The organism is Shewanella zhuhaiensis, from assembly GCF_022484835.1.
Taxonomy (GTDB): domain Bacteria; phylum Pseudomonadota; class Gammaproteobacteria; order Enterobacterales; family Shewanellaceae; genus Shewanella; species Shewanella khirikhana.
Genome location: NZ_JAKUDL010000002.1, coordinates 318,608 through 344,999, shown reverse-complemented (window position 1 = coordinate 344,999; position 26,392 = coordinate 318,608). Strand labels below are relative to the sequence as shown.

Sequence of the window (26,392 nt, the reverse complement as noted above, 5' to 3'; positions counted from 1 at the left end):
CTTACCCGTTATTGACCTCAGTACACCAATACCGCGCGGCGGTTACGTGAGAAGCTCTCGTCGCTGCGGGACAGATCCTGTGGCTTTTCTTCACCGTAGCTGACGATGCTCATCTGTGAAGGCTGAACACCCATGGACTGCAGGTACTTGGCCACGGCCTTGGCACGGCGCTCGCCCAGGGCAATGTTGTACTCAGGGGTACCGCGCTCGTCTGAGTGACCTTCAATCAAGATACTCACAGAGGGGTTTTCCAGCAGATAGTTACCGTGGGCCAGCAGGATGTCAGCGGCCAGCGGTGATACTTCACTGCGGTCAAAATCGAAGTAGATGATATTTTCGCGGCGCAGTTCTTCCTGCTTCATGCGCATCTGCTCTTCGGGGCTCATCACACCCGCCACACTGCCGGTTTCCACGCCGCCTACACCGGCGCCGCTGCCATTGCCGCCAATGCTGCTGGAAGAACCGCTGGCGTCGGTGGCTGAATCGGTAGAACTACAGGCAGACAGAGCCATAATCGGCGCCACTACCAACAGAGTTTTGAGCAGTTTATTCAATTCCATTTTAAAATCCTTAAATCAATCAATATGATAATTCGGTTACAGGAAGGGCGACCAGGCTGGTGATTTCACTTCACCCTGGCCAACCGGCAATCTTGCCTTGAAACGTCCGTCCGTAGACACGGCAGCGAGCACCTGCCGGCCCTGATGCGTGGTGCCATAAATCACCATGGTGCCATTGGGCGCCACGCTGGGGGATTCGTCCAAACGGGTCGAGGTCAACACTTGCATGAAACGGGTTTCCAGATCCATGCGGGCAATGTTAAAGCGGCCGTTGGTACGATTCACAAAAATCATGTTGCGACCATCAGGGGTGATGGAACCACCAAGGTTCCACTCGCCATCAAAGGTCAAACGGGTGAGCTTGCCAGAATCCAGCTCCACCTTATACAGCTGCGGACGACCGCCTCGCTCGGAGGTGATCAGCAGCGACTTGCCATCGGGGAACCAACTTGGCTCGGTATCAATGGCATAGTGATTGGTAATGCGGCGAATGGCCTTGGTGGCAATGTCGATGGTATAGATTTCACTCTGGCCGTCTTTGGACAAGGTTACCGCCAGTGTCTTGCCATCGGGCGAGAAGCTTGGCGCACCATTGATACCGGGGAAGCTTGAAACCTTAACTCGCTCCTGGCTGAAGATATCCTGCACGAAAATCTCCGCTTTGCGGTTTTCAAAGCTCACATAAGCCAGGCGGCGGCCATCGGGAGACCAGGATGGCGACATCAAAGGCTCGGGCGAGCGCAGCAACATTTGCTCGTTGTAACCATCATAATCGGCCACCATCAGCCGATAGGGCGATTTTTCACCATGGTTAACAACCACATACGCGATACGGGTTAAGAAGGCACCACGAATGCCGGTGAGCTTCTCATAAACGATATCGCTGATGCGGTGGCCGTACTGGCGAAACTGCGCTGCGGTGATCACCGTCTGGCGGCTGTCGAGCAGCAAGTCCTGCTTGTTCACCGGTCCCTGACCACCGAGCTGGGCTTTAAGCAAATCGACCAGATCGAACGTCACCAGATACTGATCCGGACCATAAGGCTTGATAGCGCCCATCACCGCCGCTTCGGCGTTAACACCAGTCCACTTTTGCGGCGCAAACTCGGCCAGGGTGGCAATGCCGTTTTGGGGCAGGCCCAGGCTGTCGAGCACCTTAAAGGTGCCACTGCGGGTTAAGTCAGACTGTACCACGTCCGAGATTTGCGATGGCACGGGACCTGTCCCCTGCCAAACAAAGGGAACCACCACGATGGGCCGGGCAGCATCCACCCCTTCGGTGATAACGATATCCAGTGCGGCCTTCACGGGCAAAGACAAGGCTGCCAGTACCAGCAGCGCCCACTTTGGGATGATCTTCATGAAACTCCTTTAGATTTCCGGTTGCACGGTCAAATTGATTTCTTTCATCAGCTGATACACCTCAGGCTCTGGCGACACCGGTAGACGTCCGGCCTTGGTAATGGCAGCTTTGGCGGCGCGGCAGACCACGCCATCCCCTTCTCTCGCTTCGGCTGTGGTGACAAAACCGTCGCTGGCGAGACGAATAAACATTTTGCAGCTCTTGCCACGCATCGATTCATCCACCACCAGATGGCGCTGAATAGTCGCCTTGATCATGGCGGTGTATCTGTCACGCTCAGACACCAGTTGGCGGCTTCGGGCGGCATTGATGGTGGCCTGCTCGGCGGCCATCATGTCAGCCAGCTCCTGCTCGCGGCGCTTAGCGTCTTCGGCAGCCTTACGCTTGGCCTCTTCTTCCGCTTTGCGTTTGGCTTCGGCTTCTTTACGCTTGCGCTCTTCTTCCGCTTTGCGCTTGCGCTCCTCCTCGGCCTTCTTGGCTGCGGCTTCTTCAGCCTTGCGTTTCTCTTCAGCTTTCTTGGCGGCCTCTTCGGCAGCCTTGCGCTCAGATTCTTTGCGGGCCCGTTCCTCTTCCGCTTTTTTGGCGTCAGCTTTGGCCTGCTCTTCCTTGCGCTTGGCGTCTTCAATCGCCTTTTGAGTTTCGATTTCTTTTTGCTTGCGCTCAGTTTCGAGTTGTTTCAGCCTGGCCTGCTCTTGCTCGCGGGCCTTTTTGGCTTCGTCGGCTTTACGCTCAAGCTCGGCCTGACGGGCCTGCTCGCGGCGCTCTGCGTCACGTTTTTCCTGTTTTATCTTTTCCGCCGCAGCGGCCACCTTTTGCTGATCCACCAGCACCGCCTGCACAGGGGCGGCAGCGGCAGGTTCAGGGGTTTCAAGTTTGGTGGTGAAAAAATCCAGCGCTCCCAGTGCCAACACCAGAATAAGGCCTATGTGCACTGCCAGTGAAATGGCCACTGGCAGGGTTAAGCTGGAATGAGACTTCTTAGCGGCCACCCTGTTACTTCTCCTGTGGCGAGTCCGTCATTAACCCCACCGAAGGCACGCCGGCCTGCTGCAGGGCAACCATCAATTGGATCACGTCTTCGTAGGGAATGGTGCGATCGGCTTTGACCACCACGGGACGCTCGGGCTCCAGAGATATCACGGCGGCAACCTGGGTTGCAACGTCTTCCAGTGTCAGCACGTCTTTGTCGCTGCTGCCACTGCCGATGTCCAGGTAGTAGTCACCGTTGGCGTCGATGGAGGCGACCACCGGCGGCTTGCTGTCGGTTGACAGCGCCTCGGCTTCGCCTGTCGGCAGGTCAACCTTCACCCCTTGAGTCACAATGGGCGCTGTCGCCATAAAGATGATAAGCAGTACCAGCATCACGTCGATATAAGGCACGACGTTGATTTCCGCCACGGGCCGGCGCCGCTTGCGCTGGTATCCGTGCATCAGGCGGTCTCCTTCTCGGCATAGGCCTGACGGTGCAGAATGCTGGAGAACTCTTCCATAAAGTTGACGTAGGCACCTTCCAGTTTTTCCACATCGGTGGAGAAACGGTTATAGAAAATCACCGCGGGGATAGCGGCTGCCAGACCCATGGCCGTGGCAATAAGGGCTTCGGCGATGGCCGGCGCAACGATACCCAGTGTCGGGTTTTGCACTGCGCCCAGGGCGATAAAGGCGTTCATGATCCCCCACACAGTACCGAAAAGGCCGATGTATGGGCTGGTTGAACCTATGGTTGCCAACAGTGGCAGATGGTTTTCCAGCTTTTCAAGCTCACGGGAAAGGGTCACCCGCATGGCGCGGTAAGTACCGTCCATCACGGCGCCAGGCACCCGGGCAGACAGACGTGACAGCCGCGAATACTCTTTAAAGCCGGTGACAAACATGGCTTCGAGGCCGGTATTGGCTTCGCCGCGGGCAGACAGCTCCTGATACAGGCGATTAAGATCCACCCCTGACCAGAACTTGTCTTCAAATTTGAGTGAGCGGGCCTTGGCGGCTTTCAGCAGATTGCGGCGCTGTAAAATCACCGCCCAGGAAAGCACCGAAAGACCCACCAGGATAAGCATTACCAACTTGACCAGTAAGCTCGCCTGTAAAAAGAGTCCCAGAAAAGAAATATCAGCGTGCACCTTGTGTTAACTCCTGCGCAATATGGGGTGGAATGGCATGGGGCCGCATCTTTGACAATGCCACGCAGGCAACCACTATGTGTCCCTCGCAGTAACAGGTGCCGGCCTCATCCAGAAGTCGTTGTTCGAAAACCATGGAGGCTTTCTTCATTTCTATGACAGCGGAATGCACAAAAAGATTCTGCTCAAAGCGTGCGGCCTTACGAAATTCAATCTCGGCCCGTTTCACCACAAAGGCGATATCCTCGGCAAGCAACGCCGTTTGGCTTATTCCGAGTGCCCTGAGCCATTCGCTGCGGGCTCGCTCGAAAAAATTCAAATAGTTGGAGTGGTACACCACCCCACCGGCATCGGTATCTTCGTAATAAACGGAAATCGGCCACACAAACATGGGAAATGCGCACAAATCCTTTGATAAAAGTGAGGCCTACTATACCTATCCATGTCCGGATTGTGAATGGCTGCCACTGCGGCAACTGTAAAGAAAAATAAATGATAAAAGGGGCCGAAGCCCCTTGTATCAACGCGTTTTTTGTGCGTTTTGCGCTCAGAGCTTCTCTGGCAAAGTCAGACCGAAGTTCTGCCACAGGAAGGCATAAATATCGGCAAACTCGGCAATCTGCATTGAGGTTGGTTTACCGGCGCCGTGGCCGGCCTTGGACTCGATGCGCATAATCACCGGCGCCTCACCCTGCTGTTTAGCCTGGAGCATGGCGCCAAACTTGAAGCTGTGCAGCGGCACCACGCGATCGTCATGATCAGCGGTCATCACCATGGTGGCAGGATAAGCCTGCTGCTTCACGTTGCGATAAGGCGAGTAAGCCAGCAAATACGGGAAGTCTGCGGCATTGTCAGCACTGCCGTATTCTGCGGTCCAGGCCCAGCCGATGGTGAACTTTTGGAAGCGCAGCATATCCAGTACGCCCACGGCCGGCAGGATGGCGGCGAACAGGTCGGGACGCTGAGTCACAGCGGCGCCCATCAACAGGCCGCCGTTACTGCGACCATAAGCGCCAAGCTTGCCGCTGTTGGTGTAGTTTTCGCTGATAAGGTATTCGGCGGCGGCAAAGTAGTCGTCAAACACGTTCTGCTTTTTACCGAACATACCGGCCTTGTGCCACTCTTCCCCATATTCGCTGCCACCACGAAGCGCAGGTACGGCATAGATGCCGCCCATATCCAGCCAGGCAATGGTCGCGGGGCTGAAGCGTGGGGTCATGGAGATGGAGAATCCGCCGTAGGCATACAGGAGTGTTGGGTTGTTGCCGTCTTTTTTCAGCCCCTTCTTGTAGCTCACCAGCATAGGAATGCGAGTACCATCTTTGCTGGTGTAAAACACTTGCTCAGACACATAGTCATCTGGGTTGAACGACACCTTGGGCGCGCTGAACAGCTCGTTGGTGCCCTTGTTCAAGTCATACTTGTAGATGGTTTGCGGCTGTACGTAGCTGTTAAACACATAATAGAAGTAAGGCTTGCTGGCCTTGCCATAAGGTCCGGCAATTTTACCCTTGCCTGGCAGCGCCACATCTTCACGCTTAACGCCATCCAGATTGTAGATAGACAGCTGACCCAGTACATCATGCAGATAGCTCACCACCAGATGCTCACTGATGATGCTGACGGCAGCAATAGGGTCCTGACTTTCCGGCACTATGGTGCGCCAGTTGTCTTTGCCGGGCTTGCGGGTATCCACGGCAATGATACGGCCTTTAGGGGCATCAAGGTCAGTCTTGAAGTAGAACACAGGGCCTTCGTTGCCAAGGAACTGATACTCGGCTTCAAGCTCGCTCATCAGCTCAACCACTTTCAGGCTGCGATCTTTAAGCGGCTTGTAAAAGAAGCGGTTGCGGCTGTCGGTGCCCACAGAAATGCTGATCAGCAAAAAGTTACCATCGTCAGACACTGAAGCCGAGAAGCCCCAATCCGGGTTATCCGGGCGCTCGTACACCAGGGTATCTTTTGCCTGATCGTCACCCAGACGGTGGAAATACACCTTCTGGTTGTAGTTTACGTCAGAGAGGATATCGCCGCCGGCTGGCGCATCGTAACGGGAGTAATATACGCCGCTGTTGTCGTGGTTCCACTCGGCGCGGGAGAATTTGATCCACTTAAGGCTATCGCCCAGCTTGCGGCCGCTGGCCACATCGATAAAGGCCCACTCCTGCCAGTCGGAACCTGACTTGGATACACCGTAGGCAAGCGTTTTACCATCGCCGCTCACTGACACGCCGGACAAGGCCACAGTGCCATCGGCAGACAGTTTATTGGGGTCCAGCAGCACACGCTCGGCGCCGCCCTTTTCACTCACATAAAGTACGTTTTGCGATTGCAGTCCGTCGTTACGAAAGATGAAGAAATTTTCACCATGCTCGAACGGCGCACCCACTTTTTCGAAGTTCCACAGCTCAGTAATGCGGTCAACCACCACCTGCTTGTTGGGGATCTGCGCCAAGTAGTCATCGCCGAACGCCTGCTGGCGTTTTACCCAGTCTTCGGTGGCCGGGCTGTTTTCTTCAAGCCAGCGATAAGGGTCAGCTACTTTGACACCATGGATTTCTTCAACCACGGCACTGGCTTGTGATGCAGGATAGGCCATGGCGCGGCTATCGGACGCGACGGCCGTGTCTTTTGAATGGCAGCCGCCGAGTCCCAGGGCAAGGCCCAGGGTCAGCAGGCTGAGGGTGCTGATTCTGCTTGTCATTTTTATACATCCTTTGGATTGCGTTGCATTGCCGCTGCCAACTATACCCCCAAATACACCACAGGCAACGGCAAAGCTTTGATGGGGCGAAACTTTGTACAATGGCACTTGTTAATGCTCTCGTAACATGTTCAAGCGATGCAATACGCTTTTTTATGCTCGCCGCCTGCTTAAATAACCGCTTTTAAGCGTATTATGGCAGTTTGGTGACAGAGATCACTAAAAGTGTGATTAGTTTTTCTAATCTCAAATTCCAATTTTTCTCGTTTGTTGTTCTCATCCGACCTGACTAAAATGGCCTCGTTTTCCGGAAGTGTCTGCCTGGCAGATTGTGAAAACAAAGAACATTTTATCGCTGTGTCTGACACATCGATATCATCCCTGGTTCTTATGCTTGACTTCCTTCCTTCAATTTGTTGATTGCAATGCTTATTCTTTTGCGGCCCGCTTGGTTTCAAGCGGGCTTTTTTTTATGCATTGCTTTGCTGCATCCGCACAACAAAAAAGGCCGCGCTGTGCGGCCTTTCTCGTTCAATAGGTGTTAAATTGCCTTGGTAATTTGCACCACGACCCGGCGGTTGCGGGCGCGCTCATCCGCCCCCTGGTTTGATGCTACATGGCGGGTCTCGCCATGGCCTTCGGTTTGAATGCGATTGGCCGGGATCCCCTTGCTGACAAAAAACTCCTTCACCGAGGCGGCGCGCTTATCCGACACCTTCTGGTTGATGCTGCGACCACCATAACTGTCGGTGTAGGCATTAATCACAATCAGCTCAACTTCCGGGTCCTGACTCAAATACTCCTGCACCCGGGCAAGCTGGGCCTTGGAAAAACGGGTCAGCTCAGTACCACCAGCCTCGTAATTGAGCACTGTAAAGGCGATATCGTCGAAATTGTAGGGTAAGAGCCCCGACAGACACTGACGAAACTCGCTGTATTTACGGCGGAAATTGGCAGCAGACAGGCCCACGGCAACCTTGTTGTCGCTGTTGTACCAATCGGCGTAGTAAAAGGTAGGCTCTCGGCCGCGCTCCAATTCGGTCAGCATCGACCAGGCGGCTTTTTTCGGCACTTCACCGTTGAAGTCTTTCATGTAGCTAAGGCGGGTGATGTTTTTTTGCTGCTCTCCCGGGCGCCACGCCGGCGCCTTGCTGACCAGCGTTGCCTGGGTGGCCGCATCCGGCTTGGTCCACATATCCAGAGTAAACAGCAAGTTCTGCTCTTTTCCGGCAGCACTGGAGAATACCGCCTTGCCGTAAGCCGGGATATCGTGCTCGAGCGAGCAGCGAATGCGTGAGTTTTCTGCCAGTCGCCAATGCGAGTCGTCTATGGATGCCACATAATGACGCATGTCCGCCGCCGCCCCTAAAGGCAACAGCAACACGGGTACCACAAGGCATTTACGCCACCAATTACACCACATAAGAAATCTCACCTGAGTGTGCCTACCTTGAGGGTATCGACCAAAACAAGGGTTTCTTTAGCCTGGATTTTGTACAATCAAACATGACAGCCCGTTTTGCTTTTAGCATAATAGCGCCCTTTGAAATTGCCAGAGAGTTCTGATGTCCGACGCCTTCAACCCCAACAAGCTCAAATACAGGTTCCGTGGCTACTATCCTGTGGTTATCGATGTTGAGACCGCGGGCTTTAATGCCCAAACCGATGCCTTGCTGGAAATTGCCGTCACCCTGCTGAAAATGGATGATGACGGTGTATTGGGTCTGGACAAGACACTGCATTTCCATATCGAGCCATTTGAGGGGGCCAATCTGGAACCGGCCGCCCTGGCCTTTAATGGTATTGACCCCAATAACCCGCTTCGCGGTGCTGTCAGTGAAAAAGAGGCCTTTTTGGAGATCTTCAAGGCCGTACGCAAAGGCATGAAGGCCAGCGATTGCCACCGCGCCGTGGTGGTGGCCCACAACGCCGCCTTCGACCATGGTTTTGTCACCAAGGCAATTGAACGCAGTGGCGTGAAGCGGACGCCCTTCCATCCCTTTGCCACCTTCGATACCGCCTGTCTGTCGGGCTTGGCCCTTGGTCACACAGTGCTCGCCCAGGCCTGTAAAATCGCTGGCATTCCTTTTGACAATAAAGAAGCGCACAGCGCCCTCTATGATACCGAGCGCACCGCAGAGCTCTTTTGTCATATCGTTAACCGCTGGAAAGCCCTTGGCGGCTGGCCTTTGGCCGCTCCCCTAGATGAAGAAGAGAGTGCACAAGCAGAGGCCGATGGAGAAACCGGGGAAGCTGAATAACCATCGCCGTCCCCGGGTTCAGTTCATCAATTGCCACCAGCAAGATACAAAAAAGCCGCCCTTGGGCGGCTTTTCTATTTATCGGCGCTCAGGCCGGACCATTACAGGTCGTCAGCATTTTCGCTCAGGTAAGCAGCAACGCCGTCTGGGTTGGCGCTCATGCCTTTCTTACCTTTTTCCCAACCGGCTGGGCACACTTCACCGTGCTCTTCGTGGAACTGCAGCGCGTCAATCATACGCAGCATTTCATCAACGTTACGGCCCAGTGGCAGATCGTTCACTACCTGGTGACGAACCATACCTTCTTTGTCGATCAGGAAAGAACCACGGAAAGCCACACCGGCTTCTGGGTGCTCAACGTCGTACGCCTGGCAGATTTCGTGCTTAACGTCAGCAACCAGAGTGTACTTAACAGGGCCGATACCACCCTTTTCAACCGGGGTGTTACGCCATGCATTGTGGCTGAACTGAGAGTCGATAGACACACCGATTACTTCAACACCACGCTTGGTGAACTCTTCCATGCGGTGATCGAAGGCGATCAGCTCAGAAGGACAAACGAAGGTAAAGTCGAGTGGGTAGAAGAAAACCACGGCTGGCTTGCCCTTGATGGCAGCAGTCAGGTTGAAGTTGTCAACGATTTCGCCTGAACCCAGAACGGCAGCAGCAGTAAAATCGGGGGCCTTGCGACCTACTAATACGCTCATTGGTAACCTCCATCTATGGATTGAGCTATGGATAATACGAACTTTCCTGTTGGATATTCAGCATTATAAGAGGTGCCCGTACGCTTACAACCCAAATCGGATTAATATCACACAATTGCCATACAGAAGGGGCCGGAAGCGTATTTTATCGCCGTAATGCCCTTATGCAGATCACGGTCTTTGCATCTGTGGAACCGCGCAGGATCACAATTGCCAAATTTCAGCGTCATTTCAGGCAAGCTGCTGGACAAGCGTGGGAAAGACTGTCAAAAATAGCCCTTTTGACTCGATGAAGACTTTTTCATGATGAACTCCGTGGTTATTGCGGTTTGCCTGATGCTGGGCCTGAGCCTTGCGCGGGTAAACGTGGTTATTGCGCTGACCATCAGCGCCCTGGCAGCGGGGCTGTGGGGCGGGATGGATATCTCTGCCACCATAAATGCCTTTAATACCGGCCTTGGCGGCGGCGCCCAGATCGCCCTGAGTTATGCGCTGCTGGGCGCCTTTGCGGTTGCCCTGTCCCATTCCGGACTCACCACTGTTATCTCCCAGTCGGTGATTAAAAAGCTTGGCCGGGAAAACGATACCCAAGCCCTCGGCGCCGTGCGTATTTTGCTGCTCATTGCACTCCTCGCCATGGCGATGGCCTCCCAGAACATATTGCCAATCCACATTGCCTTTATTCCCATACTGGTGCCACCGCTGCTGCACCTGATGTCAAAGCTTAAGCTCGACCGCCGTCTGGTGGCCTGTGTGCTGACCTTTGGTCTGGTCACCACCTATATGGTGCTTCCTGTGGGGTTTGGCGGTATCTTCCTGAACGACATTCTGCTGGCAAACCTGACAGGCAATGGCCTTGAAGCCACCCGCGAGCAGGTTCCCGGCGCTATGCTCATTCCGGCTATCGGCATGATTATTGGATTGTTGGTGGCGGTGTTTATCAGCTACCGCAAACCCAGAGACTATGTGGAAGAAACCATTCTTGCCGCCGAGCCGGAAGCCAAAGTCAATGGCCGCAGCCTGGTGGTGGCAGTTATCGCCGTGCTGGCAACTCTGGCGGTGCAGCTCTACACAGATTCAATGATTTTCGGTGCCCTGATTGGCTTTATGGTGTTCAGCCTCTCCGGCGCCCTTAAGCATGTGGCAGATCAGGATATTTTCACCCAGGGCGTGCGCATGATGGCCAATATCGGCTTTATTATGATTGCTGCCGCAGGCTTTGCCGCCGTGGTGAAAGCCACCGGTGATGTGGGCAATCTGGTGTCGTCTCTGAGTGGTTTGATTGGCGATAACAAGGCGCTGGCGGCCTTTTTGATGCTGCTGGTCGGCCTGCTTATCACCATGGGTATTGGCTCGTCTTTTTCCACCATCCCGATTATTGCCACCATCTATGTGCCGCTGGCGCTGTCATTTGGCTTTTCGGTACCGGCAACCATTGCTCTGGTGGGCACGGCTGCAGCACTGGGGGATGCGGGCTCACCTGCGTCTGACTCCACCCTCGGCCCCACCGCTGGCCTTAACGCCGACGGCCAGCACGACCATATGCGTGACAGCGTGATCCCAACCTTTATTCACTACAACATCCCACTGCTGGTGTTTGGCTGGATAGCGGCTATGGTGCTCTGACGGAAGTGTTGCTTTGACGTAAGTGTTGCTCTGACCTGAGTTATGCTGTGAAGCGAATTATCAAGCAACAAAAAAGCGCCCGAGGGCGCTTTTTTTGTTTTCTGGCAACTTACTTGGTGCCGAAAATCTTGTCACCGGCATCGCCAAGACCTGGCAGGATATAGCCTTTTTCATTCAGGCATTTATCAACCGCCGCTGTATACAGCTCAATGTCTGGATGGGCTTTTTCGAGTGCAGCAATACCTTCTGGCGCCGCCACCAGTACCAGTGCTTTGATATGCTTACAACCGCGTTTTTTCAACAGGTCGATGGTGGCAATCATGGAGCCGCCGGTGGCCAGCATGGGGTCAACCACCAGGGCGATACGCTCATCCACGTTGCTGCACAGCTTTTCGAAGTAAGGCACAGGCTCGAGGGTTTCTTCGTCGCGGTAGATACCCACCACAGAGATACGGGCGCTGGGGATATGCTCAAGCACACCATCCATCATCCCAAGACCGGCGCGCAGAATCGGTACTACAGTCACTTTTTTGCCTTTAATCTGATCCACTTCCACCGGGCCATTCCAGCCTTCGATGGTGACGGTTTCGGTTTCAAAGTCAGCGGTGGCTTCGTAGGTGAGCAGACTGCCCACTTCGGCGGCGAGTTCACGGAAACGCTTGGTGCTGATGTCACCTTCTCTCATCAGACCAATCTTGTGGCGAACCAGGGGATGCTTAACCTCGACAACTTTCATGTCTCACTCCTGCGTGTTGGCATTTTTCGGGCAAATTTTTTCGATTTTAGTGTATTTGTTCTTTAGATAAAACAGAAAGTTTTGTGAAAACGTTGAATCGTGAAGCAAGTCGCTTAACTGCTGGTGAAAACCCAAGCTTAAAACCAAAACTGCCCTTTCGACACCCCTCACAAACTGGTAGAATACGCCCCCAATAAAAACCACTCGATGTACCCTATCTAGAGGATCCTCCGTGAGCACTCCTACCCCACTGAGCTATAAAGACGCCGGTGTCGATATCGACGCAGGCAATGCACTGGTTCAAAACATCAAGTCTGCCGTTAAGCGTACCCGCCGCCCTGAGGTGATGGGTAACCTGGGTGGTTTTGGTGCCCTGTGTGAACTGCCTTCCAAGTACAAGCACCCTGTTCTGGTGTCTGGCACTGACGGTGTGGGAACCAAACTGCGTCTGGCTATCGACTTCAAGAGCCACGACACCGTAGGTGTGGATCTGGTTGCCATGTGTGTGAACGACCTGATCGTTCAGGGCGCTGAGCCGCTGTTCTTCCTCGACTACTACGCAACCGGCAAGCTGGACGTGGAAACCGCCACCTCTGTGGTAAACGGTATCGGTGAAGGTTGCTTCCAGTCTGGTTGTGCCCTTATCGGTGGTGAAACCGCCGAAATGCCTGGCATGTACGAAGGCGAAGACTATGACCTGGCCGGTTTCTGCGTGGGCGTGGTTGAGAAAGCTGACATCATCGACGGCACCAAGGTGAAAGCCGGTGACGCCCTGATTGCCCTGGCCTCAAGCGGACCTCACTCAAACGGTTACTCGCTGATCCGTAAGGTGCTGGAAGTGAGCCAGGCCGATCCTCAAATGGATCTGAATGGCAAGCCGCTTATCAAGCACCTGCTGGAACCGACCAAGATTTATGTGAAATCACTGCTGAAACTGATTGCCGAAAACGATGTTCACGCCATGGCGCACATCACCGGCGGCGGTTTCTGGGAAAACATCCCCCGCGTTCTGCCTGAAAACTGCAAGGCCGTGGTGAAGGGTGACTCCTGGCAGTGGCCCGTGGTGTTTGACTGGCTGCAAAGCGCCGGCAACATCGAAACCTATGAAATGTATCGCACCTTCAACTGCGGCGTGGGCATGGTTGTTGCTCTGCCTGCAGACAAGGTGGATGCCGCACTTGAACTGCTCAAGGCCGAAGGCGAGAACGCCTGGCACATTGGTCATATCGCCGATCGTAACGGCGATGAAGAGCAGGTGGAGATCCTGTAATGAGTTGTCGCGTCGTCGTCCTTATCTCTGGCAGTGGCAGTAACCTGCAAGCCATTATCGACCAGTGCCATGGCCAACATGGTGTTGAACTGGTTGGCGTTATCAGCAACAAGCCCGATGCCTATGGCCTGGTACGTGCCCATCACGCCGAGATAGACACCAGCTGCGTCATCGCCCGCAAGGGTGAGAAGCGTGCGGACTATGACGCGCGTCTGACCGAGGTAATTGAAGCCTACCAGCCCGATTTGATTGTGCTGGCCGGCTTTATGCGGATCCTCTCCGATGGATTCGTGACCCGCTACCTGGGTCGTATGCTCAATATTCATCCGTCACTGCTGCCCAAGTACACTGGCCTCGACACTCACCAGCGCGCCATTGACGCAGGTGACAGCGAGCACGGTGCCAGCGTGCACTTCGTTACCCCCGAGCTGGATGCCGGCCCAGTAGTGTTGCAGGCCAAGGTCCCCATCTACGAAGGTGACGACGCTACCCTGCTGGCCGAGCGGGTTCATGAGCAGGAGCATGCCATCTACCCACTGGTGGTGAAATGGTTTGCTCAGGGCCGTCTTGCGATGAAAGACGACACCGCTTTCCTCGATGGCGATGCTATCGGCCCTGGCGGTTATGCCCCGGATTGATATCCGTTTTCACTGATTTTCACCCACAAAAGAGGCCACCGGCCTCTTTTGTTTTTTACGCATCCATCGCCATCATGCTCAGACCTTTTATATCGCAGCAGGCTTAAAGCCATTGAGCAGCCAGTGAGTACCTCTTGCTGCACCTCTTGCTGCACCTCTGGCAGCATCTCTTGCAAAAAGTCAGTCAGATTAACGAAACCAGCAATGTGTCAGGTCGATTTTCAATCCGCCATTGAAAATGTGCACCAATTGGCATTAGATAGACAAGCCGTCCATTATTCTCTCCAGGGACGGGAGTCTTAAGGATTTTTTAATGAAAAACATCATCTGTGATATCGACGGAGTTTTGCTTCACGACAACAAGCTGGTACCAGGCAGCGACAAGTTTATTCATCGCATTCTCGAGCAGGGCAATCCGCTGGTGATCCTCACCAACTATCCGGTGCAGACTGGTAAAGATCTGCAAAACCGCCTCGAAGCAGCGGGGATTAATGTGCCGGAAGAGTGTTTCTATACTGCCGCCATGGCTACTGCGGACTTTTTAAAGCACCAGCAGGGCAGCAAAGCCTTTGTGATTGGCGAAGGCGCCCTCACCCACGAGCTGTATAAAGCGGGCTTTACCATCACTGACATCAACCCCGACTTTGTGATTGTGGGTGAAACCCGCTCCTACAACTGGGACATGATCCATAAAGCGGCCCGTTTCGTGGCCGCAGGTGCCCGTTTTATTGCCACCAACCCGGACACCCACGGCCCCGCGTATTCGCCAGCTTGCGGCGCCCTGTGTGCCCCTATCGAGCGTATTACCGGCCGCAAACCCTTTTACGTGGGCAAGCCCAGCAGTTGGATAATACGCTCGGCGCTGAATCATATTAACGGCCATTCCGACAATACGGTGATCATCGGCGACAACATGCGCACCGATATTCTGGCGGGCTTCCAGGCAGGCTTGGAAACCATCCTGGTGCTCTCGGGCGTCAGTCGTCTCGAAGATATCGAAAAAGAGCCGTTTCGCCCCAATCACGTGTTTAACTGCGCCGGGGATATCGACGTGGTGTAACGATTTGACGCTGGCAGCAGCGCTGCCACAGTCACAAATTGACACTAAATTTTGGCCGTTTGCCTTGTCACAGGTAAGCGGCCTTTGTCATTATGGGCGCCGCAATCAAATTCAAACAAAAACAACACAAAAATAACAAGGTACCCTATGAAACCTTTGCTCCCGCTGGGGCTTTTGCTGCTCACCTCCTGCTCTCAGGGCGGTATGGTCAGCCAAAAAGTACCAGAGCCGGACTTCAATGAGGCCCGTTTTCGTAATGATATCAAGGTGCTGTCATCCGACGCCTTCGAAGGCAGAGCACCCACTACCCAGGGCGAAAAGCTGACCCTCGATTACCTGACCACCGCCTTTAAGGCGGCCGGGCTCAAGGGCGCCAACGGCGGCAGCTTTTTACAAAGCGTGCCCATGGTGACCTACACCGCCTCCGAGCAGCAGAGCATTCGCCTCGGCAGTTTGCACCCCGCCTATCGCAAAGACATAGTGCTTGGCAGCCGCCACAACAATCAGGGCGTCGATATCAAGGATGCACCACTGGTGTTTGTCGGCTACGGCATCAAGGCCCCTGAATATGACTGGGACGACTACGCCGGGCTGGATATGAATGGCAAGATTGCCGTTATTCTGGTGAACGACCCGGGTTTTGCGCTGCCTGAAACTGGCAAGTTCAAAGGCAAAGCCATGACCTACTACGGTCGCTGGGACTACAAATTTGCCGAAGCTGGCCGCCAGGGAGCCCTTGGCGCCATTATCATCCACGACACGGCGCCGGCGTCTTACCCCTGGTCTGTGGTGGAAAACAGCTGGACCGGACCGCAGCAGGATCTGGTTTCCAGCCCGGATGCCGCTCCCCGGGTTCAGGTGGAAGGCTGGATGCAGTTGGAAACCGCCAAGGCCCTGTTTGCCGATGCCAATCTGTCCCTCGACACTCTCAGCAAAGAAGCAGCCCAGCACTCACTCAATCAGCCCCTTGGCAAAAGCGCCGATATCGCCTTTGCCAACAGTGCCAGTTTCTCTGACAGCCACAATCTGGTCGCTACCCTGCCCGGCACCGACAAGGCCGACGAGCATATCCTCTTTACCGCCCACTGGGACCATATCGGCAAAGATGACAGCCGCGAGGGCGACAAAATCTATAACGGCGCCCTGGATAACGCCTCAGGCGTGGCAGGCATTCTCGAAATTGCGCGCCAGTTCGCGGCGCTGGATGCCATGGGCTTTAAAAACCGCCGCTCACTGACCTTTATCGCCACCACGGGCGAAGAACAGGGACTGTTGGGCTCACGCTATTATGCCGCCCACCCGCTGTTCCCCATCGATAACAGCATTGCAGTGCTGAACCTTGACTCCACCAATGTGTATGGCCGCACCAAAGACTTCACCATAGTCGGTAAAGGCCAGTCTCAATTGGAAGACTACCTCAGCGCCGCCGCCAAAGCTCAGGGCCGCGAAGCCGTGCCAGAGAAGAACCCGGCCTCCGGCGGCTTTTTCCGCTCTGACCATTTCAGCTTTGCCAAGCTTGGCGTACCTGCGGTATTTGCCGGTGGCGGCAGCATCCCGGTTGATGAAGCCACCGCCGCCTACAAGCAGGAAATGCAGGCCAAGATGAAAGGCTGCTATCACAATGTCTGTGATGAATACCGCGCCGAGTGGGATTTATCCGGCGCGCTGGAAGATATGGCGGTGTTTTATAAAGTGGCCCGTGAACTTGCCAACAACGATCACCGCCCCGGCTATTACCAGCGCAGCGAGTTTTATCCGTTAAGGCCGGCGAACTGACCTTTTGGCACTTGTGCCAGGAAAGACAAATAGCAATGCAGGGCATCTTCGGATGCCCTGTTTATTTTGTGCGCAAACAACTCAAAGCAGCAATAAGTTGCAGTGCTGCCAAGCGGTTGCCGATCTGCCAATCCCAGTCGGCTGCATCCCCCAAAAAATCCAGCATCATCAAAATCCGAAGCATAATTTTGGCGATTCGTCATTTTTGGAGGCGTATATCTCGCGATCACTGCACCAAAGAATCAATTTAAATGTCGATTCATCAGTTTTTGTGTTTGCGTATTGAAGATTTCGCTGGCAAAGTGGCTAAACATTGATGCTCAGGAAGTAAAGTGCGGAGTTTGTTATGTGTTCGATTTTTGCCATTCTCGATATCCAGTCCGATGCCAAAGCCATGCGCCAGGTAGCATTGGAAATGTCCAAGCTGCTGCGTCACCGCGGCCCCGACTGGTCAGGTATCTATGCCGATGACCACGCAGTATTGGCCCACGAACGCCTTGCCATTGTCGACATTGAACACGGTGCCCAGCCACTGCTGAGCGAAGACGGCAGCCTGGTGCTGGCGGTGAACGGCGAAATCTACAACCACAAAGAACTCAAAGCCGAGCTTGGCGACAAGTACAGCTATCAGACCAACAGTGACTGCGAGGTGATCCTGTCGCTGTATCAGGAATATGGCAGCGATTTCCTCGACAAACTCAACGGCATCTTCGCCTTTGTGCTCTACGACAAGGCCAAGGGCACCTACCTGATTGGTCGCGACCATATTGGCATCATTCCGCTTTACACTGGCCGCGACGCCCAGGGCAACTTCTACGTGGCTTCTGAAATGAAGGCACTGGTGCCCGTGTGTAAAACCGTGGAAACCTTCGCCCCCGGTCACTACCAGTCGAGCAGCGACGCGGCGCCCGTACACTACTATCAGCGTGACTGGAAATCCTATGAAGCTGTGGCCGAGAACGAGGCCAGCGTGGATGAACTGCGCGCCGCACTGGAAGCGGCGGTCAAGCGTCAGCTGATGTCAGATGTGCCCTATGGGGTGCTGCTCTCCGGTGGTCTGGACTCCTCTATTGTTTCAGCCATTACCCAAACCTTTGCCAAGCGCCGCATCGAAGATGACGATGAAAGCGAAGCCTGGTGGCCACAGCTGCACTCCTTTGCCGTGGGTCTTAAAGGCTCGCCGGATCTGGCAGCCTCCCGTAAGGTGGCGGACGCCATTGGCACCATTCACCACGAAATCCATTTCACCTTCCAGGAAGGGCTGGATGCCATAAAGGATGTGATCTATCACCTTGAAACCTACGATGTGACCACCATTCGCGCAGCCACCCCTATGTATCTGATGGCACGTAAAATCAAGGCGATGGGCATTAAGATGGTGCTCTCGGGTGAAGGCGCAGACGAGCTTTTTGGCGGCTACCTGTATTTCCACAAGGCGCCAAACCCACAGGCCTTCCACGAGGAGCTGGTGCGTAAACTCGACAAGCTGCACCTGTTCGACTGCCTGCGTGCCAACAAGGCCATGGCGGCCTGGGGTCTGGAAGCGCGGGTGCCCTTCCTCGACAAAGAATTTATGGACGTAGCAATGCGCTTAAACCCTGCCGCCAAGATGTCCGGCAAGGGCAAAATCGAGAAGCACATTCTGCGTGAAGCCTTTGAGCATAAGCTGCCAGCTGAGATTGCCTGGCGCCAGAAGGAGCAGTTCAGTGATGGCGTAGGCTACAGCTGGATTGATGGTCTCAAGGAGCAGGCTGCCGCTCAGGTGGATGATTTGCAGCTCGCCAACGCCCGTTTCCGCTTCCCGCACAACACCCCGGAAACCAAGGAAGCATATTTCTATCGCTGCTTCTTTGAAGAGCTGTTCCCGCTGGAGTCTGCTGCGCTCACTGTGCCCGGTGGCAAGAGTGTCGCCTGCTCTACCCCAGAGGCGCTTGCCTGGGATGAAAGCCTGCAAGGCATTATCGACCCCTCCGGCCGCGCAGTGCGTGAAGTGCACGCCCAAAGTTACTGATACTCAGCAATGTAAAAGCCCCGCGATTGCGGGGCTTTTCGTTATCCAGGCTAGCTATCACCAAGGCCATGGCGGCGCTTTCGCGCCATTGCCGCCAATCTCTCACTCGCCAACTGCAGGATCTGTTGCCGCTGTGCTTCATCGGCGCCGTGCCAGTCGAGAATTTCCTGATAACTGCGGCCACACCCCAGGCAAATGTCGTCATCATTCAGACAACAGTTGCGTACACAGGGCGACGGGACCTTGTCCATTTTCAGGCTCAGGCGAGCTTCTTCATGTAGTGCGCCTGCACAAGCTCACGCACTTCCATGGTCAGGCTCGATGCCACCACATCCGCCGTGGCAATGGCATCGGCCACCGCTTGCATCAGCGCCAGTTTCTGCTCGCTGCTGCGGCCGGGCATAATGGCAATATCCACATGGATAAAGCTGTCATCGCCCTGACCGGTGAGCGCCGCATCGGCCCGGTAGGCGCGGGTTTTCACCGACACAGGGTCGAACAGGCCGCTTTGCAGCATGGCGCCATGGCAGGCTTGGGTAAGCTTTAGAGCCAGCTCGTCGCCCATTAAATCAGGCGAAAAATCAATCACACAATGTGGCACTTGCTCTCCTATTCTGACCAAACGGCATATTCGTTACCGCTGGGACAGGCAAAATGAAAACGGCGACCGCCGGGGAAACTGAATACCGAGCGCACGATGCGACCGCCATGGTGCATTATGTGCTCTTGCTTCAGGGCAAGGTTGTCGCTGTAAAGCACGATAAGGGGCGCCGCCTGGGCGCTGAAACTGGCAGGGGCCTGATAAAAGCCGCCATCGATTCCGACATCGAGAAAGCAGCTGTATTCAGGGCCATAATCCATAAACTGCCAACCGAAGGCGGCGGCAAAGAAGGCTTTGGTGGCGTTAAGGTCCCGGCAGGGGATCTCAAGATAGTTGATGCAATCAACCCGGTTCATACTGCGCTCCCTTTCACAGTCATGCTGAGCTTCCTGCGCAGCCCGGAGTTAGCACTTCCGGCGGCGCATCGACGTGCAAGTCAGGTGTCAGGGCGCTTCATGCGCCCCATTCAACGCCAGTTTATCCCTGCAGCAATCCGGCAACAAGACCGATGAGACCACCAAATACTCCGCCCCATACCACCAGCCAACCCAAATGCTCGCGGATCATCTCCTGCACCAGGGTTTTCACCAGCTCAGGGGTCAGCTCATCCAGTCGGCTTTGCACGATTTGGGCTATCTGCCCTTTGAAATCACTGAGCATTTGCGGGCTTTCCAACTCATTGACCAAAAGCTCATGGAAGCTGTCGGAGCTGGCGATTTCAGCCAACGATGCCTTCATCTTTTCTTCGAAGGGTGCCTTCATGGGTTCAAGCGCTTCCACGCCGCCAAACATGGACAACATGCCGCCAAAGGATGATTGCGCCACTGTGGCCACTAATGCATCGAAGGCGGGGCTTAAATCAATCTTGTCGATGACGGGGGTCAGATCCAGCATCTTGCTGCCAGCCTGGCCACTTAAGAAACGGTCGATGTTTTCATCAGTAAAAAACTGACTCATCATCAGATTGTGAATGGCTGCTTTAAAGGCTTCAAACTTGGCAGGAATAACCCCGGAGCCATACAGGCCCGGCACCTTTTCGAACAGCATATGAATGGCGAGCTCATTGGTAATCGCGCCCGACAGCGAGAACAGGCCGACAGAGGTGACAAGGGGCTGGCCCGTGGCCAAGCCTGTCGCCGTGACCGCTGCGGCCACACCATTGGTTACCAAACCTTTGTTCATCGGATCCCCCGGTTGGACTATGCAAAAATCGGCGGCATTTTAGCAAGTTGTCCAACCAAGTCCAACGCCCTTAGCGGGAAGCGAGCAGCTGATAGATGTTGCGATCACCAGTGTCGGTGTCGAGTGCCACTGAGGTGGAATCATCCACCAGGGTGCGACGAACGATCAGCACGTCGGTTTCGCCGGCAAGTTCCATGGCCTTGTCGGCCAGCATTTGGGCCACACCACGGTCACGATAAGCAGGGGTTACATAGCTGTCATCAAAGTACCAAATCGGCTTCAAATGCAGCGATGAAAATGAGGGGTATAACTGAATGAACCCGACCGCATTGTGCTCGTCCAGTGCCACAAAGATCACCGAATCATTTTCGCACAGGCGGCTGGCAATAAACTCCCTAACGCCAATGGGATCGGATTCTTTGCCCAGGCTTTGGCGATAGGCATTGAACAGGGGAACCAGATTGTCGAGATCGTTTTCCGAGGCTAAACGTATTTGCATGCTTCTTCCTTGAATTTACCTATGCTCCAGACGTCCGGAACGACTTCAAGGAAACTTAACATAATGAAATTAAAAAAGACACTGCAACTTTTACCCGGACTGGCGCCATCAAAACCGGCTACTTTCGGGGCCGTTTGCGAAGGTCGCGATACTCAAATGACTGGCTGTGAATTCGCTCCATATCCAGGGCACTCAAAAAGGCATATTCGGTGACCTTGGCCACCATATCCGGCTCACCAAACAGAAACAGACGCTTATCGCGGCCCAGTTCATGGCGCTCTTTGAGCACTTCGGGTACACCAATCAGCCGCACGCGGTTGTTATCGATACGCTCTTTATCACTCTGGGCGGCAATCAGCCCCTGATAAAACAGATTGCGATGCTCCAGCATCAGTTTTAGCAGCGGCCGGTGCAGATACAAATCGTCGAGATACTTACCCCAATGGTACAGATGGATCGGCTTTTCATGGCCAGCGAGCAAGGCCGCCTGCACCATGCCAAGCGCCGGGCCGATACCTGTACCAAAGGCCACCACAATCAGTTCGTCATTAAGGTACTCACTGCGATAATCGCAGCGACCCCAGGGACGGGTCAGCATCAGGGTATCGCCCACATTGGCCTGCTGGCACAGCCACTGGCTGAACTGGCCATTGCGCTTACGCCGGATATGAAACGCGATTGTGCCCTCGCCCAGCCCTGGCGCAATGCCATAGGTTCGGCCCATGCCGGCACTTTGGCCATCTTCGCCAGGCGCCCTGAGTCCGACACACAGTCCCGCATGAAACCCGGTCGCATCCTGTGGCCGTAGCACCAGCCTGAGCACATCGGCGCCTATGGACTGTTTATCCAGCAGCCTTGCCGGCATTAACACCGCTTCATTGAGCACAGACAGCTTCATGCCTTCTTTGGGCACGCACTGGCAGGCAAACAGCAGCCCCTCAGCTTTGAGTTCAGGCTCAAGTCCTTTCTGCGCTTTGGCAGGCGCCAGACCTTCATCCAGCTTCAATAAGCAGCAGCGGCACAGGCCTTTGGTGCAGGAATAATTATGGGGATGGCCCGCCCGTTTAAGGCTGGAAAGAATGGTTTCGCCGGGCTCGGCATGAAAGCGCTGGTTATCCAGAAAAAACAGCGTCATAGCTTGTGTGGCTCTCCCTGCCGGGGAAGGAATTCGAACGCCCCAAGATGCTGACATTGGTTGTCAAAGTCAAGTGAACCTTAGGTGTTATCCGTGTCGGCGGCGATTTTACGGGCGCCGATCACCTGTTCGACCTTCAGAATAGGCGCCGGGTTCCTGAACTCAGCCTCTAACCCTGTCTTGTTCTGAACCTTTATCTGCGTTTTGGTCTGAGTTTAGTCTGAACTTATACCGTGCCTAGCCACGCCACAGATAATGGCGATCAGAATAGTCGGCAAGCCACTCGGGGCGATACACCACCAGCAGGGTCACCGCCATGCCATTGAGCAAAGCTTCGGGGAACATCATCAGAATCGACAGCGACAGATAGTCGTGCCACAGCACCTGCCAGCTGTAAGTGCCGGAAATACCGAGCCAGAGCGACCAAAAGCTCTCGTGACTCAACTGACTGAGGCCTGCATTGGCAAAGCCACTGACAAAAATCAGCACAAACAGATTTTTCGGCAGCAGGTAAAAGCTGCGGTTATGAATAACAAAGGCCACAAACAGTGGCAGACACACGCCCATCAACGCGTAAGCACCAAAGTGGCCAGGGGCTTTTAAGACAAACACGCAATAAAAAGCGCTCGGCAGCAACGCCAGCATGGTGGCCAATCGCCATGAGAACATCAGCATCAGGGTAACCAGTCCCAGAAAATGCAGCTGCAACAGCCCATGGATACTGGCATTGAACAACCAAATGCCCATCATGGCGCTGAGCGCCAACAGCGCCCTGCCCTGCAATTGCCGGTTGGCAGCAAGCTCGGCCAAATCCCGGGATGGATAAATCAGCCACAGCCAAAGCCCAAGCAACAGCAGCCCCAGCGCATCGGCGCCGCTCAGCTGCCACTGTATGTTGGCCAGCAGGCCCTGCCAGAACTCGAGCATGAAAATGAATTGATTCCCGATTGGATATGGGTACTCTTGATACATCTGATTATCAATCATTTCCGGGGAAAGAAAACAGTGTTATCAAGAAGTCTGCTGCTCGCCATCGTCACCTTAAGCCTCGGCGCCTGCTCCAGCAGCGCCCCGGACACAGATGAGCCGGACATCAGCTATGCCGGGAAAATTCGCGATCGTCTGAGCACCAGCATCAAAGACAACGGCCTGAAGCTGTTCACCTACAGCGTAAGCGCCAGTGCTCCCAGCGCCGCAGACGCCTTACCACCACTGCCATCGAGAAACCTGACACGCAGCAGCCGCAGTCGCCCATCGGTGGACTTAACCACCTGGACCGAACAGATTGAAATCGGCCTTGCCCGCACCCTGGCAATGTCGGGCTACTGCCGGGAAGGCAGCACCGAAATCAGTCGGCTTATCCAGGCAGACAGAGCCGAGATCCGCGGCGAGTGCAACGAAAGCGCATCCGATGAGGACAGACAGCGCTTTGGCAGCAAAGGCTGACACTGGAAAAACACCCGCCATTTCGGTAGTATTCGCCGCTCGATTTTGGAGCTCATAATGAACAGACGACAGGCACTCATCAAAAAAATGGCCAAGCGCACCAAGGCCCGGGAAAACAAGAAAGAAAAACCCAACGCCGGTGCAGCCAAAGACAGATACATTTCCAAGGCCGAGCGCGCCAAAATGGAAGCAGAAGCACAGGCCGAAGAGGCCCTGTCTTCTGAGACTCAGGCTTCCGAGACTCAGGCTTCTGACACTCAAGTAGCAGAGGCTCATTCTGATGTCGCTGAGCATAACGGTCAGCCCGGCTGAACCACGGCAGCGGTGAAACGCGCTTTGAGCACAGGTGCAAAAGCGTCTTTTTGCCCAAAACTCTGCTCACGCTTATTGAAACGAGTGTTTGCACGAGCTTTGTCGCACGAACTATTCCGCATAAACTGTTTCGCATGAACTGTTTCGCATAAACCTTGCCACAACGCATCAGAAGTAAAAATCCACCTGCATAGCAGGTGGCTTTGACACTGCCCCCTAAAAGGGGGCTTAAAAACTAACCTTCAAGCCCCAATGCTATCTGCCGTTTCTCTTCTTCTTTGGCTGTCCTTTCTTGGTGCCGTACATATCTGCGGATTATCTCTTCGTTCGCTCCTACCGAGTCAACAAAATAGCCTCTTTGCCAAAAGTGATTCCCCCAGAGCTTTTGCTTTCTCAAATACGGAAATTTCGCAAACATTCTGATTGCCGTTCTTCCTTTTACAAAACCCATTAAGTCCGACACGCTTAGACTCGGTGGAGTTCTAACTACTAGATGAACATGATCTTCCTGCACATTCAGTTCTACTGACTCTGCATTTCTTCATGTTGCAGTAAACATAAATACTTCGATAAAGCTCTTTGCCAAGATTACCTTTTAGGATTTTGTACCTGTACTTCGGTGTCCAAACGAGGTGATACTGACAGCGATAGAACACGTGAGACGCGGATTCATATCTGCTCATGCTACTTACTCCTTGATTTGCTGGTAACAAACCGAGGGAGTATTTAGCATGGGCATTCTACGGGCAAAGCCCCACTAGAACGATCACCACCACCATAGGAGGTGGTTTTAGGGTGACAATAAAAAAACAGGCTCATATGGAGCCTGTTTTTTTATGTGCCGCTTCTGCCAAATTCATCAAGGTGCGCCCGCTAGCTCGATGATGGTCTTTTCCCTGGCACAGCGTCGCTATCGGGGGTGACCAAAAACTCGGTGGCCTCCTGGGCACCCAGGCAGTCTTTCTCCTCGGTGTGGGTTGCCATCTGCGCAAACGAAGACGACAGCGGACTGCTGCTGGCGGGCATTACTTCATCATCCACATCAGCCCTGGCAGCGGACTTATCGCCCTCAATTGCCCCCACCAACCGATAGGCGGTATACACCCCGGCGATACCAAAGAGTACCGAGCCTATGACCTGGCCAATCAGTACTCCGTATACGCCGCCATACTGCGCCCCAAGCCAGATAAACGGCAAGGTGCCCAGAGTCGCCTTGCCCACGTTAAACACGGTGGAATATTTGGCTTTACCGAGATTGTTAAACGAAGCATTGGCAACAAACAGCGCGCCCGAGAACACAAAAAACACCGCGATATAGGTTAGGAAGAAGCCGATAAACTCGGCGGCATCCCCTTTCATATCAAACACATGAACAATAAAGTCCTGGGCGATAAACAAAATCAGCGACATCCCCAATACATAGGCGCCGCAAAACAGCAGCGACTGGGTAAGGCATTCCCGCAGCCTATCGAAACGCCGGGCGCCAAAGTTTTGCCCCACAATGGGGCCAATGGCGCCGGAAAGCGCAAATATCATCCCGAAAGCCACCGGCGTTAAGCGGCCTAGCACAGCCCAGCCAGCCACATAACCATCACCAAAACCTGCGATCGCCCGGGTCATAAAACCGTTGCCTATGGGGGTAGCAATATTGGTCAACATCGCCGGTCCGGCGATGGCGAAAATGGGCGATAAGTCTCCCAACACCCCTGCTACCGTGGGCTTTGTCCCCAACTGATGCTTGATAAAGACGCCGCGCCCAGCCACCAACAGCACCGACAGTCTTGCCAGCACAGATGCCGCTGCCGCCCCTTCAATACCCATGGCAAACAGAAAGATAAAAATCGGGTCGAGCACCAGATTCACGCCGCCGCCCACCAGGGTCGACACCATGGACAGCTTGGCATCGCCAACTGCCCTGAGTGCAGCACCCAGCGCCATTGCAAGGCAGATAAACGGCAGCGAAGGCACCAGAATATAGAGATAACTCGCCGCCAGCTCTGCGGTGCGGCCACTGGCGCCAACAAGTGCCACCAGTGACGGGATATTTAAGGTAACGACAATGGCCACAAGGGTAGACACGGCTAGGGTAACCAGCAGCGAACTCATCATCAGCCGCTTGGCGTTTTCGGGCTCTCTGGCACCAATGGCACGGGACACCTGAGCCCCCAGCGCAATCGAGAGGCCAATACCAATCGAGGTGGTGAAAAACGAGATGGTACCCGCGTAGCCCACGGCGGCGGCAAGCTCTGCTTCCCCAAGCAGGCTCAAAAAGAAGATATCAATCAGATCCACCACAAACAGCGCGGATATACCCACGGCAGCGGTGGAGCTCATCACCAGAATATGGCGAAGAATGGGGCCTTCTACAAATTTGGCATCGGTCAT

Annotated in this window: 27 protein-coding genes and 1 pseudogene; 9 read left to right on the top strand and 19 right to left on the bottom strand. The window is 54.4% G+C overall.

Features of this window, described 5'->3' with window-relative positions:
- Nucleotides 1-17: 17 nt before the first annotated feature.
- The 8 genes from pal to MJ923_RS07075 all read right to left on the bottom strand — a co-directional run bounded on the left by pal (nt 18) and on the right by MJ923_RS07075 (nt 8,098).
- Nucleotides 18-560 (bottom strand): peptidoglycan-associated lipoprotein Pal, encoded by a 543-nt coding sequence (gene pal, locus MJ923_RS07110; protein WP_126167239.1) that lies wholly within the window; start codon nt 558-560, stop codon nt 18-20.
- A gap of 36 nt (nt 561-596) precedes the next feature.
- Nucleotides 597-1,922 carry a Tol-Pal system beta propeller repeat protein TolB gene (gene tolB, locus MJ923_RS07105; RefSeq protein WP_240590489.1) on the bottom strand — a complete coding sequence of 442 codons (1,326 nt, stop codon included), beginning with the start codon at nt 1,920-1,922 and terminating at the stop codon, nt 597-599.
- Between the two features lie 9 nt (nt 1,923-1,931).
- The gene (gene tolA / locus MJ923_RS07100; protein ID WP_126167241.1) at nt 1,932-2,912 is read right to left on the bottom strand and encodes a cell envelope integrity protein TolA; all 981 of its coding nucleotides are present in this window, start codon (nt 2,910-2,912) and stop codon (nt 1,932-1,934) included.
- A gap of 4 nt (nt 2,913-2,916) precedes the next feature.
- Nucleotides 2,917-3,357 (bottom strand): protein TolR, encoded by a 441-nt coding sequence (tolR, locus tag MJ923_RS07095; RefSeq protein WP_240590874.1) that lies wholly within the window; start codon nt 3,355-3,357, stop codon nt 2,917-2,919.
- Nucleotides 3,354-4,043: a protein TolQ gene (gene tolQ, locus MJ923_RS07090; RefSeq protein WP_126167243.1), complete on the bottom strand. Its 690-nt coding sequence runs from the start codon at nt 4,041-4,043 to the stop codon at nt 3,354-3,356. Before tolQ ends, tolR begins: the two co-directional genes overlap by 4 nt.
- Nucleotides 4,033-4,434, bottom strand: a complete 402-nt coding sequence (ybgC, locus tag MJ923_RS07085; RefSeq protein ID WP_126167244.1) for a tol-pal system-associated acyl-CoA thioesterase — start codon at nt 4,432-4,434, stop codon at nt 4,033-4,035. Before ybgC ends, tolQ begins: the two co-directional genes overlap by 11 nt.
- A 156-nt stretch (nt 4,435-4,590) precedes the next feature.
- Nucleotides 4,591-6,642 carry a prolyl oligopeptidase family serine peptidase gene (locus tag MJ923_RS07080; protein WP_240590873.1) on the bottom strand — a complete coding sequence of 684 codons (2,052 nt, stop codon included), beginning with the start codon at nt 6,640-6,642 and terminating at the stop codon, nt 4,591-4,593.
- Nucleotides 6,643-7,288: 646 nt separating this feature from the next.
- Nucleotides 7,289-8,098, bottom strand: a complete 810-nt coding sequence (locus tag MJ923_RS07075) for a flagellar protein MotY (protein ID WP_276313013.1) — start codon at nt 8,096-8,098, stop codon at nt 7,289-7,291.
- Nucleotides 8,099-8,312: 214 nt separating this feature from the next.
- Here MJ923_RS07075 and rnt point away from each other — a divergent pair, with 214 nt between their 5' ends.
- Nucleotides 8,313-9,008 (top strand): ribonuclease T, encoded by a 696-nt coding sequence (rnt, locus tag MJ923_RS07070; RefSeq protein WP_240590488.1) that lies wholly within the window; start codon nt 8,313-8,315, stop codon nt 9,006-9,008.
- 101 nt (nt 9,009-9,109) lie between these two features.
- Here rnt and MJ923_RS07065 read toward each other — a convergent pair whose 3' ends face one another.
- On the bottom strand, nt 9,110-9,715 hold the full coding sequence (locus MJ923_RS07065; RefSeq protein WP_126167248.1) for a peroxiredoxin: 606 nt from the start codon (nt 9,713-9,715) through the stop codon (nt 9,110-9,112).
- A gap of 306 nt (nt 9,716-10,021) precedes the next feature.
- Between MJ923_RS07065 and MJ923_RS07060 the strand changes: the two genes are divergently transcribed.
- Entirely contained in the window at nt 10,022-11,341 is a 1,320-nt protein-coding gene (locus tag MJ923_RS07060; protein WP_240590871.1) for a Na+/H+ antiporter family protein, read from the top strand.
- A 109-nt stretch (nt 11,342-11,450) separates the two neighbouring features.
- On the opposite strand, the gene upp is transcribed toward MJ923_RS07060, so the two are convergent.
- Nucleotides 11,451-12,077 carry a uracil phosphoribosyltransferase gene (upp, locus tag MJ923_RS07055; RefSeq protein ID WP_126167249.1) on the bottom strand — a complete coding sequence of 209 codons (627 nt, stop codon included), beginning with the start codon at nt 12,075-12,077 and terminating at the stop codon, nt 11,451-11,453.
- 232 nt (nt 12,078-12,309) lie between these two features.
- On the opposite strand from upp, the gene purM reads away from it, so the two are divergent.
- From purM to asnB, 5 genes are all read left to right on the top strand, one after another.
- Nucleotides 12,310-13,347 carry a phosphoribosylformylglycinamidine cyclo-ligase gene (gene purM / locus MJ923_RS07050; protein WP_240590487.1) on the top strand — a complete coding sequence of 346 codons (1,038 nt, stop codon included), beginning with the start codon at nt 12,310-12,312 and terminating at the stop codon, nt 13,345-13,347.
- Nucleotides 13,347-13,985 (top strand): phosphoribosylglycinamide formyltransferase, encoded by a 639-nt coding sequence (gene purN, locus MJ923_RS07045; protein ID WP_126167251.1) that lies wholly within the window; start codon nt 13,347-13,349, stop codon nt 13,983-13,985. Before purM ends, purN begins: the two co-directional genes overlap by 1 nt.
- A gap of 313 nt (nt 13,986-14,298) precedes the next feature.
- Entirely contained in the window at nt 14,299-15,045 is a 747-nt protein-coding gene (locus MJ923_RS07040; protein ID WP_126167252.1) for an HAD-IIA family hydrolase, read from the top strand.
- Nucleotides 15,046-15,192: 147 nt separating this feature from the next.
- Nucleotides 15,193-16,821 (top strand): M28 family metallopeptidase, encoded by a 1,629-nt coding sequence (locus MJ923_RS07035; protein ID WP_240590486.1) that lies wholly within the window; start codon nt 15,193-15,195, stop codon nt 16,819-16,821.
- A 346-nt stretch (nt 16,822-17,167) separates the two neighbouring features.
- Nucleotides 17,168-18,832, top strand: a complete 1,665-nt coding sequence (gene asnB, locus MJ923_RS07030) for an asparagine synthase B (protein WP_240590485.1) — start codon at nt 17,168-17,170, stop codon at nt 18,830-18,832.
- Nucleotides 18,833-18,882: 50 nt separating this feature from the next.
- On the opposite strand, the gene MJ923_RS07025 is transcribed toward asnB, so the two are convergent.
- The 7 genes from MJ923_RS07025 to MJ923_RS06995 all read right to left on the bottom strand — a co-directional run bounded on the left by MJ923_RS07025 (nt 18,883) and on the right by MJ923_RS06995 (nt 23,176).
- On the bottom strand, nt 18,883-19,083 hold the full coding sequence (locus MJ923_RS07025) for a DUF1289 domain-containing protein (RefSeq protein ID WP_240590484.1): 201 nt from the start codon (nt 19,081-19,083) through the stop codon (nt 18,883-18,885).
- 8 nt (nt 19,084-19,091) lie between these two features.
- Nucleotides 19,092-19,433: a 5-carboxymethyl-2-hydroxymuconate Delta-isomerase gene (locus MJ923_RS07020; RefSeq protein ID WP_240590483.1), complete on the bottom strand. Its 342-nt coding sequence runs from the start codon at nt 19,431-19,433 to the stop codon at nt 19,092-19,094.
- Between the two features lie 8 nt (nt 19,434-19,441).
- Nucleotides 19,442-19,789, bottom strand: coding sequence for a VOC family protein (locus MJ923_RS07015; protein ID WP_240590482.1), 348 nt, complete (start codon nt 19,787-19,789; stop codon nt 19,442-19,444).
- 121 nt (nt 19,790-19,910) lie between these two features.
- Nucleotides 19,911-20,615, bottom strand: a complete 705-nt coding sequence (locus tag MJ923_RS07010; protein ID WP_240590481.1) for a DUF445 domain-containing protein — start codon at nt 20,613-20,615, stop codon at nt 19,911-19,913.
- 70 nt (nt 20,616-20,685) lie between these two features.
- Nucleotides 20,686-21,114, bottom strand: a complete 429-nt coding sequence (locus tag MJ923_RS07005) for a GNAT family N-acetyltransferase (RefSeq protein WP_126167259.1) — start codon at nt 21,112-21,114, stop codon at nt 20,686-20,688.
- A 118-nt stretch (nt 21,115-21,232) separates the two neighbouring features.
- Nucleotides 21,233-22,249, bottom strand: coding sequence for a 2Fe-2S iron-sulfur cluster-binding protein (locus MJ923_RS07000; RefSeq protein ID WP_240590480.1), 1,017 nt, complete (start codon nt 22,247-22,249; stop codon nt 21,233-21,235).
- 237 nt (nt 22,250-22,486) lie between these two features.
- Nucleotides 22,487-23,176 (bottom strand): energy-coupling factor ABC transporter permease, encoded by a 690-nt coding sequence (locus MJ923_RS06995; RefSeq protein WP_240590479.1) that lies wholly within the window; start codon nt 23,174-23,176, stop codon nt 22,487-22,489.
- A 78-nt stretch (nt 23,177-23,254) separates the two neighbouring features.
- Here MJ923_RS06995 and MJ923_RS06990 point away from each other — a divergent pair, with 78 nt between their 5' ends.
- Together MJ923_RS06990 and MJ923_RS06985 are read left to right on the top strand one after the other, a co-directional pair.
- Nucleotides 23,255-23,695, top strand: coding sequence for a hypothetical protein (locus tag MJ923_RS06990; RefSeq protein ID WP_240590478.1), 441 nt, complete (start codon nt 23,255-23,257; stop codon nt 23,693-23,695).
- Nucleotides 23,696-23,752: 57 nt separating this feature from the next.
- Complete coding sequence (locus tag MJ923_RS06985; protein WP_240590477.1) at nt 23,753-24,007, top strand: DUF2986 domain-containing protein; 255 nt, start codon at nt 23,753-23,755, stop codon at nt 24,005-24,007.
- Nucleotides 24,008-24,242: 235 nt separating this feature from the next.
- Here the strand turns inward: MJ923_RS06985 and tnpA are convergent.
- Both tnpA and MJ923_RS06975 read right to left on the bottom strand, forming a co-directional pair.
- Nucleotides 24,243-24,690 (bottom strand): annotated as a pseudogene (tnpA, locus tag MJ923_RS06980) (IS200/IS605-like element ISSham1 family transposase).
- 190 nt (nt 24,691-24,880) lie between these two features.
- Entirely contained in the window at nt 24,881-26,392 is a 1,512-nt protein-coding gene (locus tag MJ923_RS06975; RefSeq protein ID WP_240590476.1) for an MATE family efflux transporter, read from the bottom strand.

Coding starts and splice junctions, on each gene's coding strand:
- pal (WP_126167239.1), bottom strand. CDS start 560: ATGGAATTGAATAAACTGCTCAAAACTCTGTTGGTAGTGGCGCCGATT.
- tolB (WP_240590489.1), bottom strand. CDS start 1,922: ATGAAGATCATCCCAAAGTGGGCGCTGCTGGTACTGGCAGCCTTGTCT.
- ybgC (WP_126167244.1), bottom strand. CDS start 4,434: ATGTTTGTGTGGCCGATTTCCGTTTATTACGAAGATACCGATGCCGGT.
- MJ923_RS07080 (WP_240590873.1), bottom strand. CDS start 6,642: ATGGCCTATCCTGCATCACAAGCCAGTGCCGTGGTTGAAGAAATCCAT.
- MJ923_RS07075 (WP_276313013.1), bottom strand. CDS start 8,098: ATGCGTCATTATGTGGCATCCATAGACGACTCGCATTGGCGACTGGCA.
- rnt (WP_240590488.1), top strand. CDS start 8,313: ATGTCCGACGCCTTCAACCCCAACAAGCTCAAATACAGGTTCCGTGGC.
- MJ923_RS07065 (WP_126167248.1), bottom strand. CDS start 9,715: ATGAGCGTATTAGTAGGTCGCAAGGCCCCCGATTTTACTGCTGCTGCC.
- MJ923_RS07060 (WP_240590871.1), top strand. CDS start 10,022: ATGAACTCCGTGGTTATTGCGGTTTGCCTGATGCTGGGCCTGAGCCTT.
- upp (WP_126167249.1), bottom strand. CDS start 12,077: ATGAAAGTTGTCGAGGTTAAGCATCCCCTGGTTCGCCACAAGATTGGT.
- purN (WP_126167251.1), top strand. CDS start 13,347: ATGAGTTGTCGCGTCGTCGTCCTTATCTCTGGCAGTGGCAGTAACCTG.
- MJ923_RS07040 (WP_126167252.1), top strand. CDS start 14,299: ATGAAAAACATCATCTGTGATATCGACGGAGTTTTGCTTCACGACAAC.
- MJ923_RS07035 (WP_240590486.1), top strand. CDS start 15,193: ATGAAACCTTTGCTCCCGCTGGGGCTTTTGCTGCTCACCTCCTGCTCT.
- asnB (WP_240590485.1), top strand. CDS start 17,168: ATGTGTTCGATTTTTGCCATTCTCGATATCCAGTCCGATGCCAAAGCC.
- MJ923_RS07025 (WP_240590484.1), bottom strand. CDS start 19,083: ATGGACAAGGTCCCGTCGCCCTGTGTACGCAACTGTTGTCTGAATGAT.
- MJ923_RS07015 (WP_240590482.1), bottom strand. CDS start 19,789: ATGAACCGGGTTGATTGCATCAACTATCTTGAGATCCCCTGCCGGGAC.
- MJ923_RS07010 (WP_240590481.1), bottom strand. CDS start 20,615: ATGAACAAAGGTTTGGTAACCAATGGTGTGGCCGCAGCGGTCACGGCG.
- MJ923_RS07005 (WP_126167259.1), bottom strand. CDS start 21,114: ATGCAAATACGTTTAGCCTCGGAAAACGATCTCGACAATCTGGTTCCC.
- MJ923_RS07000 (WP_240590480.1), bottom strand. CDS start 22,249: ATGACGCTGTTTTTTCTGGATAACCAGCGCTTTCATGCCGAGCCCGGC.
- MJ923_RS06995 (WP_240590479.1), bottom strand. CDS start 23,176: ATGCTCGAGTTCTGGCAGGGCCTGCTGGCCAACATACAGTGGCAGCTG.
- MJ923_RS06985 (WP_240590477.1), top strand. CDS start 23,753: ATGAACAGACGACAGGCACTCATCAAAAAAATGGCCAAGCGCACCAAG.
- MJ923_RS06975 (WP_240590476.1), bottom strand. CDS start 26,392: ATGACCGATGCCAAATTTGTAGAAGGCCCCATTCTTCGCCATATTCTG.